11 protein-coding genes (1 of these 11 cut by a window edge) are annotated in these 10,246 nt (G+C 63.4%); 7 read left to right on the plus strand and 4 right to left on the minus strand.

The window, feature by feature from the left end; genetic code table 11:
* Positions 1 to 91: 91 nt before the first annotated feature.
* Positions 92 to 634: a methylated-DNA--[protein]-cysteine S-methyltransferase gene (locus tag CQ13_RS03235; RefSeq protein WP_057841578.1), complete on the minus strand. Its 543-nt coding sequence runs from the start codon at positions 632 to 634 to the stop codon at positions 92 to 94.
* A gap of 190 nt (positions 635 to 824) precedes the next feature.
* On the opposite strand from CQ13_RS03235, the gene CQ13_RS03240 reads away from it, so the two are divergent.
* Positions 825 to 1,649 (plus strand): alpha/beta fold hydrolase, encoded by an 825-nt coding sequence (locus CQ13_RS03240; RefSeq protein ID WP_057841579.1) that lies wholly within the window; start codon positions 825 to 827, stop codon positions 1,647 to 1,649.
* Positions 1,650 to 1,654: 5 nt separating this feature from the next.
* The gene (locus tag CQ13_RS03245) at positions 1,655 to 2,479 is read left to right on the plus strand and encodes an alpha/beta fold hydrolase (protein ID WP_057841614.1); all 825 of its coding nucleotides are present in this window, start codon (positions 1,655 to 1,657) and stop codon (positions 2,477 to 2,479) included.
* 15 nt (positions 2,480 to 2,494) lie between these two features.
* Here CQ13_RS03245 and CQ13_RS03250 read toward each other — a convergent pair whose 3' ends face one another.
* On the minus strand, positions 2,495 to 4,228 hold the full coding sequence (locus tag CQ13_RS03250; protein WP_057841580.1) for an adenylate/guanylate cyclase domain-containing protein: 1,734 nt from the start codon (positions 4,226 to 4,228) through the stop codon (positions 2,495 to 2,497).
* 161 nt (positions 4,229 to 4,389) lie between these two features.
* Complete coding sequence (locus tag CQ13_RS03255) at positions 4,390 to 4,845, minus strand: carboxymuconolactone decarboxylase family protein (protein WP_057841615.1); 456 nt, start codon at positions 4,843 to 4,845, stop codon at positions 4,390 to 4,392.
* Between the two features lie 117 nt (positions 4,846 to 4,962).
* Between CQ13_RS03255 and CQ13_RS03260 the strand changes: the two genes are divergently transcribed.
* On the plus strand, positions 4,963 to 5,820 hold the full coding sequence (locus CQ13_RS03260) for a sigma-70 family RNA polymerase sigma factor (RefSeq protein ID WP_057841581.1): 858 nt from the start codon (positions 4,963 to 4,965) through the stop codon (positions 5,818 to 5,820).
* Here CQ13_RS03260 and CQ13_RS03265 read toward each other — a convergent pair.
* Positions 5,813 to 6,631 (minus strand): class I SAM-dependent methyltransferase, encoded by an 819-nt coding sequence (locus CQ13_RS03265; protein ID WP_057841616.1) that lies wholly within the window; start codon positions 6,629 to 6,631, stop codon positions 5,813 to 5,815. The genes CQ13_RS03260 and CQ13_RS03265 overlap by 8 nt on opposite strands.
* 145 nt (positions 6,632 to 6,776) lie before the next feature.
* Here CQ13_RS03265 and CQ13_RS03270 point away from each other — a divergent pair, with 145 nt between their 5' ends.
* The 4 genes from CQ13_RS03270 to CQ13_RS03285 form a co-directional block, all read left to right on the plus strand.
* Complete coding sequence (locus CQ13_RS03270) at positions 6,777 to 7,451, plus strand: GntR family transcriptional regulator (protein WP_057841582.1); 675 nt, start codon at positions 6,777 to 6,779, stop codon at positions 7,449 to 7,451.
* Between the two features lie 75 nt (positions 7,452 to 7,526).
* Positions 7,527 to 8,327 carry a phytanoyl-CoA dioxygenase family protein gene (locus CQ13_RS03275; protein WP_057841583.1) on the plus strand — a complete coding sequence of 267 codons (801 nt, stop codon included), beginning with the start codon at positions 7,527 to 7,529 and terminating at the stop codon, positions 8,325 to 8,327.
* Positions 8,328 to 8,478: 151 nt separating this feature from the next.
* Complete coding sequence (locus CQ13_RS03280) at positions 8,479 to 9,792, plus strand: NAD(P)H-dependent oxidoreductase (RefSeq protein ID WP_057841584.1); 1,314 nt, start codon at positions 8,479 to 8,481, stop codon at positions 9,790 to 9,792.
* A 393-nt stretch (positions 9,793 to 10,185) separates the two neighbouring features.
* Positions 10,186 to 10,246, plus strand: the 5' portion of a protein-coding gene (locus tag CQ13_RS03285) for a TRAP transporter substrate-binding protein (RefSeq protein ID WP_057841585.1). The gene runs 1,028 nt beyond the window's last position; 61 of the gene's 1,089 nt are visible here — the first part of the coding sequence; its start codon is at positions 10,186 to 10,188; the stop codon falls past the right edge of the window.

Genomic DNA, 10,246 nt, shown 5'->3' on the forward strand with positions numbered 1-10,246 from the left:
GGCGTTTTCGAGCGAAGTGGATACCGGTTCGCGTGAAGAAAACGCGTCAAACAAGAAGGCTTCGGTTCTGATCTAATCAGAACCGAAGCACTTAATCGAACAGGCTCGGCGTGTGGTTCACCGCCGCGCCTTCGATCGCCAGCATCTTCAGCTTCGTCACTACCCCGCCATTGGCGGAGAAGCCGCCGGGCTTGTTGCCCGCAGCGAGCACGCGATGACACGGCACCACGATCGGACAGGGGTTGCGCCCGAGTGCCTGACCGACGTCGCGCGACAGCTCCACGCCGCCCAGCTTCTTGGCGATATCGCCATAGGTCATGGTCTTGCCCGGCGGTATCGTACGCGCGATGTCGTAGACGCCGCGGTTGAATTCGGGGACGCCGTCGAGATCGAGCACGACGTCGGCAAGATCGTTCGGCTTGCCTTCGAGCAGTTCGACGATGCCGTCGATCGCGGCCTGCACCTTTGCCGGAGGCGGCGTCTCGATCAGGTCGCCATGGCGCTGCTGCAGGCGGGTGCGGGTCTTCTTCTCGTCGCCCATCGGCAATTGCATCGAGGTAATGCCGCGCTCGCCCCAGACGATGCCGCAACGGCCGATCGCGGTGTCGAATATCGTAAAATGGTGCCCGGTCATGACTGGCTCCATATTCTCCTGTTCAGTGCCACCCAGCTTTCCTCTCAGGCTCAAATCTAGGCTTGGAGATTGTTGCTATCCACCCGAATCCCGGGGGAACTTGACGGCATGAACAACTTCCGCTGATCTGGGGCTCCCGCCGACGCCCTTCAATGGCCCCCTCGCCTGCTTCCAATTCCGCGAGCTTTGTATGCAAACCCTTCACGTCAACGGCTATGACATGGCCTATCTCGATGTCGGCCACGGCGCCGGCAATGGCCCGCCGCTGGTGTGCGTGCATGGCTCGCTGTGCGATTTCCGGATATGGTCGCCGGTGCTGGGACCGCTTACGCGCAAGCACCGGGTGATCGCGCCGTCGCTGCGGCATTTCTTCCCGGAGCATTGGGACGGAGTCGGCGACACCTACTCGATCGTCCAGCATGTCGAGGACGTGATCGCCTTCATCGAAAAGCTGGACACAAGGCCGGTCGACCTGATGGGCCATTCCCGTGGTGGGCATATCTGCTTCCGCGTCGCGCAGCGCCGGCCTGACCTGCTGCGCAAGCTGATCCTGGCCGAGCCCGGCGGCGAACTCGATGCCACGCTCGATCCAGCCTATGAACCCGGCCACTCGCCGCTGGCCGGAATGATCGCGGCTTCCGCCAAGGTGATCGCCAAGGGCGACATCGACGGCGGCCTGCAGATTTTCATGGATGCGCTGGAAGGTCCCGGCGCCTGGAAGCGCCTGCCGGCAACGCCGAAGCAATTGCTGCGCGACAACGCCACGACGCTGATCGGGCAGATGCGCGACCACCGTCCGCCCTTCTCCAAGGCGGATGCGGAAGCGATCACGACGCCGACGCTGTTCATCGGCGGCACCAACACCAAGGGTACGCTGCCAAAGGTGCTCAATGCCTTGGCCGCGAACGTCAGGGGATCGCGCGTCGAGATGATCCCGGGGGCCACGCATCCGATGTTCGAGCAGGCGCCGCAGAAATATTGCGAAATCGTGCTGTCGTATCTCGCGGAGGATTGATCGCGATGCAGACCTTGAACGTCAACGGCTACGACATGGCCTATCTCGATGTCGGCAGGGGCGCTGGCAACAGCCCGCCGCTGGTTCTCGTGCACGGCACCCTCGGCGATTTCCGCACCTGGAACGCCGTGCTGGGACCGCTGTCGAAACGGCACCGCGTGATTTCGCTGAGCCTGCGGCGGTTCTTTCCGGAGCATTGGGACGGCATCGGCAACGACTATCTGATGGTGCAGCACGTCGCCGATGTCATCGGCTTCATCGAAAAACTGAATGCCGGGCCGGTCGATCTGATCGGCCACTCCCGCGGCGGCCATATCGGATTCCGGGTGGCGCAGGCGCGGGCTGATTTATTGCGTAAGGCCGTCCTTGCCGAACCGGGCGGCGATCTCGAGCCGTCGCTGCAGCCGAGCAGTCCGCCTCCCGGCCCCGTGCCGCTGGGCCCGCGCATTCCGGCCGCGGCCGAGATGGTGCGAAACGGTGATATTGACGGCGCGCTGACGCTGTTCGTCGATGGCATCGACGGTGAAGGTGCATGGGCAAGGTGGCCGGCGGCGGCGCGGCAGCAATTGCGCGACAACATCTATACGCTGCTCGGCCAGGTCGGCGAAAACCGCCAGCCTTTCCTGAAGAGCGAAGCGGAGGCGATCAGGACACCGATGCTGTTGATCGGCGGCGGCGACACCAAGGGCGCGCTGGCGGTGAACTGGCGCGTGCTGGCTGAACATATTCCGGGCGCACAGACGGCGGTGATCCCCGGCACGCGCCACTGGATGTTCGAACAGGCACCGCAGGAGTTTTGCAAGGTCGTGCTGGAGTTTCTGGCGGCGTAGGCCGGCAGCCAGCCGCTACTTCTGATCCAGCCGCCACGCGCCATCCCAATCGGCGGCCGGCGGATCAGCCTGAAAGTTCTCGACACGTTGGGCCATCGCTTTGGATGGCCCATCGCCGGGGACCGCCTCGAGCGCCGCCTGGAAGGCCCGGCGCGCATCATCCCAGCGGCGCGCCCGATAGGCCGTGAGGCCCTCGGCGTACCGCGCCAGCAGTGCAAGTTGCTTCTCGGTCAACTCGCCCGCGCGCCCGATGATCTCGAACACCGTTTCGGGACGGGTCTGGCCTGCGACGACCAGCCGGTCAATCTCGCGCGATTCCACCGCATCGCCGGCCGCCGTCATCGTGGCCTCGGAAACCAGCGAGTGGCTCCCGTAGATCTTGTTGACGTTCTCCAGGCGCGACGCCAGATTCACCGCGTCTCCCATCACCGTGTAGCTCATCATGAACTCCGAGCCGATGCTGCCGACCAGCACCTCGCCGGTGGCGATGCCGATACGCACTTCGCAGTCGCTCGGCACGGCGCGCACGCCGAGCAGCTCAGGCAATTCGGTCCGCAAAGCCGTACCGCGATCGGCCATCTCGACGGCAGCGAGGCAGGCCAGGCGCGCCTGCTCGCTATGCTCGGTAAAGGGAGGCCCCCAATAGGCCATGATCGCGTCGCCGATATACTTGTCGATGATGCCGCGATGGCTGCGGATCGGCTCCGACATCGTCGATAGATAGTGGTTCATCACCTTGACGAGGCCCTGCGGCGTCGTGCCCTCGCTCAGGCTGGTAAAGCCCTGCATGTCGCAGAACAACACGGTCATCACCCGCCGCTCGCCAGCGCCGGCAGTCAGCGATCGCTGGTCGATCAACCCTTCCACCACGCGCGGATCGACGTAGCGGCCGAAAGTCTCGCGCAGGCGCTCTTTGTGGCGCAGTTGCTCGACCATGTTGTTGAAGGCGGCCGTGAGCTGGCCGATCTCGTCGCGCGTGGTGACGTCGATCGATCCGTCAAGCCGGCCGGCTTCGACGGCGCGGGTGCCGTCGAGCAGACGACGGACGGGGCGAGTAATGCCGGTAGAGACGAAGAACGCGAACGTCAGTCCGAGAATGGCGGCAAGCATCGTCACAATAGCAGAGATGACAATCGCGCGCTGCTGATCGCGCATCGTCACGGCCGCATCGCTACGGACCTGCTCCAGCATGTCGTGCCGGATTTCCTCAATCTTGCGATTGAATTCGTCGCGGAGCGCATCGGTCCGAACAAGGCTAGCCCGCACCTCGGGCATGTTGCCGGAATCGAGCTGCGGCCAGATCCGCTTATGCTCTTCGTCCAGATAACGGCGAAGGTCGCTTGTTATGGTCTCGATCCGATTTTCGATCCGCCCGAGCTTGGCGTCGTCGGAGACGGTGGTCGGATCATCAATGATTGCAATGATCAGGGCGCGTGCGGCCTGCGCCTCCTGGTCAATCTCCCTGCCTTTCGCCTCATAGATGGTTTGCTGATCTGCAAAGGCGGTCTCGTCCGGTGGCGTCTGTATCTTGATGAACACCATCCGGCGAACCACCACCGCCTGCTCCAGCGAGCGGACGTTCATCCGCGCCAGATGCCCATATGCTTCGACGTATTTTGTCGTCAGTTCATCGAGCTGATGCGCAATCTTTCGCGTCATCACCGTCGACAGCGCCGAGATGATCACCATCAAAAAGATCAGCCCGATGGCGATACCGAGGATTCGCTTGCGGATGGTCGGTCGCAGCATCGAGGTATATTCTAAAACCAGGGACATGTTGGGAAACGGATAAAGGCAACAAAAAGCGAAAGCCCGGCCGATCCGGCCGGGCTTAATGTTTAGCGCGGGCCGGTGAATTAAGCACGTTCCGGCGCGTTAAAATTGGCGATAGTTTTGGGGATTCCCCCTGGCTACACCTTCCAGACGCCCACAGGCTGACGCACGGCTACATTGAGCCTGTTCCAGACATTGATATTGGCGATCGCCAGAATCAACGCCGAGAGCTCCGCCTCGTCGAAATGCTTGTCGGCCTCACTCCAGACCTCGTCCGGCACCGGATCGGCGCGGTCGCTGATCCGTGTCAGCGCTTCCGTCAGCGCCAGGGCCGCGCGCTCGGCTTCGGTGAAATAGGGCGTGTCGCGCCAGGCGGCCACCGCGAACAGCCTCTCGCCGGTCTCGCCGGCGCTGCCGGCGAGTTTTGAGTGCATGTCGACACAGACGCTGCAGCCGTTGATCTGGCTGGCCCGCAGGTGCACCAGTTCGAGCAGCTTTTCCGGCAGGCTCTTCTTGGTCAGGTCGCCCAGCGCGTGCAGCGCCTTCATGGCGTCGGGAACGACCATGACGGGATGATTCATTCGGGCTTGCATCATTTTGCACTCCATGTGGTTGGTTCTGTTTTTGACGCGGCGACGCCGATTTGCTGTCACATCGGCGCGCTTTCGTTCGTCATAGCCATGACGGAACACGACATGGGAATGTGACCGATGGACGAGAAAAAGTTTCTGGCTGAGAAATTCGAGGCCAACCGACCCCATCTGCGGGCGGTGGCCTACCGCATGCTGGGCTCGACCAGCGAGGTCGACGATGCCGTGCAGGAAACCTGGCTGCGGCTGAGCCGTTCCGATACCAGCGCGGTCGAAAATCTCGGGGGTTGGCTGACCACGGTCGTCGCCCGCGTCTGCCTCGACATGCTGCGCTCGCGCAAATCGCGGCGCGAGGAACCAATGGGTCCGCACGTGCCGGAACCTGTCGCCGATGACCAGCATGGGCGGGACGAAGAGATGGCCGACTCCGTCGGCGCAGCGCTGCTGGTGGTGCTGGAAACGCTCGCGCCCGCGGAGCGACTTGCTTTCGTGCTGCACGACATGTTCGCGGTGCCGTTCGAAGAGATCGCGCCCATCGTCGGCCGCACGCCAGCCGCGGCAAGGCAACTGGCCAGCCGCGCCCGTCGCCGGGTGCAGGGCACGCCGCCGCCGGATCCCGACTTCGGCCGGCAGAAAAGTATCGTCGAGGCCTTCATCAAGGCCTCCCGCGAGGGCGACTTCGAAGGGCTGCTCGGAATGCTCGATCCCGACGTGGTGTTCCGCGCCGATTCCGCCGCGCAGCGACTGGGCTCGTTCGCGGAAATCCGTGGCGCTGCCGCGGTCGCCGATGTCTTCAAGGGACGCGCACAAGCCGCCAAGCCGGCGCTGGTCGACGGTGCAATCGCGCTCGCTGTCATTCTCGGAGGGCAACTGCGGATCGTGGTGCGGCTGACGATCAGTGGCGACAGGATATCGGCGGTGGATGCGGTGGCCGATGCTGAGCGGATCGGCCAGTTCGACGTAAGCCTGCTCACATGAGCGACGTCATCTTTGTTGCGGAGAACACGATCGCCTGAACCGGCATCCGGCCGGGATCGCCGAATTCGCGGCGAAACGCCTGTGCCATCGTGTCGACGATCTGGTCCGGATCGACGCCGCCGCGCGCCTGGACCTGATCGATCAGCGGATTACCGTGGACGGCTGCCCGCGCGAAGGTCGCGACATCAGGGAGTTCTCTTACCTGCCTGATCACGGCGATGCCGATGTCGCTGAAGCCCGCCGTGATCAGCATCTCCTTGATCGGATCGATCTGGTGGCAGGAGAACGGCACGTTGTAAAACTGCGGCGGGTCGGTCGCGAAGAAACGGCCCGCCACTTCATGCGCGATCCGGCCGAACGGATTATAGCGGTGAGAGTCCCAAACGCTGAGCACGTAGCGGCCGCCGGGCGCGAGCACACGATAGGCCTCGGAAAAGGATTTTGCCTGGTCCGGAAAGAACATTAGGCCGAACTGACAAACGATCGCATCGAAGCTTGCATCGGCGAAGGGAAGCGCGACCGCATCGGCAGGCTGGAAGGCGACCCGCTCGCCGGTCTGAAACTTGGCGCGGGCAATATCGAGCATCGGCGGATTGAAATCGGTCGCGGTAAGCTGTGCGCCTCTTGGCAATACGTCGCGCAACTGCCGCGTGACGATGCCGGTGCCGGCGGCGGTTTCGAGCACCCGCGCCGGATCGCCGCTGGCGACACGCTTGGCAATGTCCGCCGCGTACCCAGCGAAGATGATCGGGCCGAGACCCTGATCGTAATAGTGCGGGATGCTGCCCGTGAAACTCGCGGCGTTGTCCATGAACATCCTCCGATCACGCGCCCCATCGAAGTATAGACTGCCGGGCATCCGGCAACTGTGAATCTCCCCACAGGCCCTTGACTCAGCCGGGGTCGGTCGCTAGCTTTGAATTCGGAATTCCGTATTCCAAAATGGACGGTCCGGCATGATCCCCTTGGATCCACTCCCCAACCTGATCGACCAGGTCTATGCCCGAATCCTCGAGGCGATCACCGATCGTTCGCTGCCGCCCGGGCATCGCATCCGGCAGAACGAGCTTGCAGAAAAGCTCGGCGTATCGCGCCAGCCGGTGTCCCATGCGCTGCACCTGCTGCATCGGCAGGGGCTCGTCGCCGAAAGCGGCCGCCGCGGGTTTGAAGTCACGCGGCTCGATCCCGAACGCATCCGCCAGCTCTACGAAGTGCGGGGCGCGATCGACGCGCTGGCGGCAAAGCTCGCGGCTGGGCGGGCGAGAGCCGATGCTTCCGGGCGTATGCAGCTTGAGGCGGCGCTGCAGGCCGGGCGGAGCATTGGCAAAGACACGCCGCTTTCGCGGCTGATCGCCCTCGACGTCGATTTTCACAGCGCCGTCTATCGCCTCGCGGGTAATCCGGCGATCGAGGAAATGATCGCGCCGCAATGGCCGCATATGCGCCGCTCGATGGCGACGGTGCTGGCGGAGCTCGATTACCGCGAACGCGCCTGGGCAGAGCATGAGGCGATCGCCGCGCAAATTCTCACCGGCAACGCCAGGGCGGCGGAGGCCGCGGCGCTGGCGCATGCGCAAGCTGCGGGACGGATGACTGAGGAGAGACTGAGGGCGACGGATAGGGCGGCCTGACAACGGGCGGTCATTCCGGGGCGATGCGCAGCATCGAACCCGGAATGCCAACAAAAAACCAAAGGAGGAAACACCATGAAACTGACGCCACAGCAGATCGAATTCTTCAACCGCGAAGGCTGGCTGTTCCTGCCGGAGTTGTTCAGCCCGGAGGAAGTGGATTATCTCGCCCGCGAGGCCGTCAGCATCTACGATGCCAACCGCCCGGAGGTGTGGCGCGAGAAGAGCGGCGCGCCGCGCACCGCCTTTGCCGCGCATCTCTATAACGAGGCGTTCGGCGCTCTCGGCGCGCATCCACGCATGATCGAGCCGATCGAGCAGATCTTCGGCGAGAAGGTCTACATGCATCAATTCAAGATCAACGCCAAAGCCGCCTTCACCGGTGATGTCTGGCAGTGGCATCAGGATTACGGCACCTGGAAGCGCGACGACGGCATGCCGGAGCCGCGCGCGATGAACATCGCGATCTTCCTGGACGAGGTAATGCCGATCAACGGCCCGTTGATGCTGGTGCCAAAGAGCCAGCACGCCGGCGATCTCAAGGCCTCGCATGACCTGGAAACGACGTCCTATCCGCTGTGGACCCTGGATGAGGAGACTGTCACCCGGCTGGTGAAGGAAGGCGGCATCGTCGCGCCCACCGGCAAGGCCGGCGGCATGCTGATGTTCCACGGCAATCTGGTGCACGGATCAAGCGCCAACATCACGCCCTACCCGCGCAAGATCGTCTACCTGACGCTGAATGCGGTCTCGAACTACATCCGCACCCCCACGCGGCCCGACTACATCGCGCATCGCGACTTCACGCCGATCCAGACGGTGGACGACGACGCGCTGCTGCGGCTCGCGCGTGCGCATCGGCAAGCCGCGGAGTGAGCTGCTCGTGTCCCGGACGCAGCGCAGCGCGAAGCGGTGCGTTGCTGAGCCGGGGCTCACTCCACCCGCGCCTTCCCCCATGGTCCCGGCTCTGCGGAGCAGCACTACGTGCGGCACCGCGTCCGGGACACGACAGCTCGGATCACCTCCCATGAACCTTCACCACCTTCTCAACGCCCGCCTAGCGGCCGGCAAGCCGGTTCGCGTCGCGCTGATCGGCGCCGGAAAATTCGGCTCGATGTTCTTGTCGCAAGTACCGCATACGCCGGGACTCGAAGTGCCCGTCATCATCGACATCGATCGCGATCGCGCCCACGAAGCCTGCCGCACCGTCGGCTGGGATCAGGCGAGGATCGCGCGGACGGTCTTCACCGACGACGGGGCGCGCGCGATCGCCGACAGCGCCGTGGACGTCGTGGTGGAAGCTACCGGTAACCCGGCCGTCGGCATTAGGCATGCCCGCGCGGCCATTGCGGCGGGCAAGCATGTCGTGATGGTCAATGTCGAGGCCGACGTGCTGGCGGGGCCGCTGCTGGCGCGGGAAGCGCGCAAGGCTGGCGTGGTCTATTCGCTGGCCTATGGCGACCAGCCGGCGTTGACGGCAGAGATGGTGGACTGGGCGCGCGCGACGGGCTTTCGCGTCGTCGCCGCCGGCAAGGGCACCAAATATCTGCCCGCCTATCACGACGTGACGCCGGACGGCGTCTGGCAGCATTACGGACTAACGGCAGGCGAAGCGCAATCGGCCGGCATGAATCCGCAGATGTTCAACTCGTTTTTGGATGGCACCAAATCCGCGATCGAAATGGCGGCGATCGCCAATGCGACTGGACTGGACGTGCCGTCGGACGGTTTGCTGTTTCCACCTTGCGGCGTCGACGATCTGCCGCATGTGATGCGGCCACGTGAGGCGGGCGGCGTGCTGGAGAAGGCCGGTCTTGCGGAAGTCGTCTCTTCGCTGGAGCGCGACGGCCGTCCCGTATTCCGGGATCTGCGCTGGGGCGTGTACGTCGTGCTGGAAGCGCCGAACGATTACGCCGCGGATTGCTTCAGGCAATATGGGCTGAAGACTGACGCATCAGGCCGATATGCGGCGATGTACAAGCCGTATCATCTGATCGGACTTGAGCTGAATATCTCCATCCTCTCGGCTGCGCTGCGCAACGAGCCGACCGGTCAGCCGCATGATTTTCGCGGCGACGTCGCGGCGGTAGCAAAACGCAATCTGCGCGCCGGCGAAATGCTGGACGGCGAAGGCGGCTACACCGTGTGGGGCAAGCTGATGCCGGCATCGAAAAGCCTCTCCGCCGGCGCGCTGCCGATCGGACTTGCCCATCGCGTCCAGCTGAAGAACAACGTCGCCCACGGCGAGGTGGTGCGCTGGAGCGATGTGGACGTCGATGAAAACAGCGACACCATCAAGACGCGCAGGGGGATGGAAGCGGCATTCTCCACGATACCATGATCACGCGGCGCGCGTTGGAAACAAGCTGCAGCCGGAAAACTCCACACGCTGCGCATGCACTTCAGGTCGAATGATGGACGCTGTCCTACGCGCCTGCGCGACGGAATTACCGCAATGCGGCATGTACGATTAACCAACTCTGCATCTGATCCGCTCGATATTCAGGCAGCTCTTCGCACTTGCGGCTAACCAGAACGCTTGATTATCAATCACCAATTCGTCATCCTGCCCTCAGGTCCATAAAGCCGGGAAAATTGATTGCATCACCAAGAGCCTAGGTTTCAGGGGCCACATTCCTAAACAACAGTCCGGCACCGCCCATCGGAAAACCAGAGAAGACGACGTTAGATCGTTGTCCCTTGGTCGGTCTCGACGATAACAGAGGGGAGACAAATGAAACGTCGTGATTTCTTGAAGGTGGGCGGCGTCGGCCTTGCCGCGAGTGCGGTTGCCG

Origin of the sequence: Bradyrhizobium retamae (genome assembly GCF_001440415.1) — a bacterium.
GTDB lineage: Bacteria > Pseudomonadota > Alphaproteobacteria > Rhizobiales > Xanthobacteraceae > Bradyrhizobium > Bradyrhizobium retamae.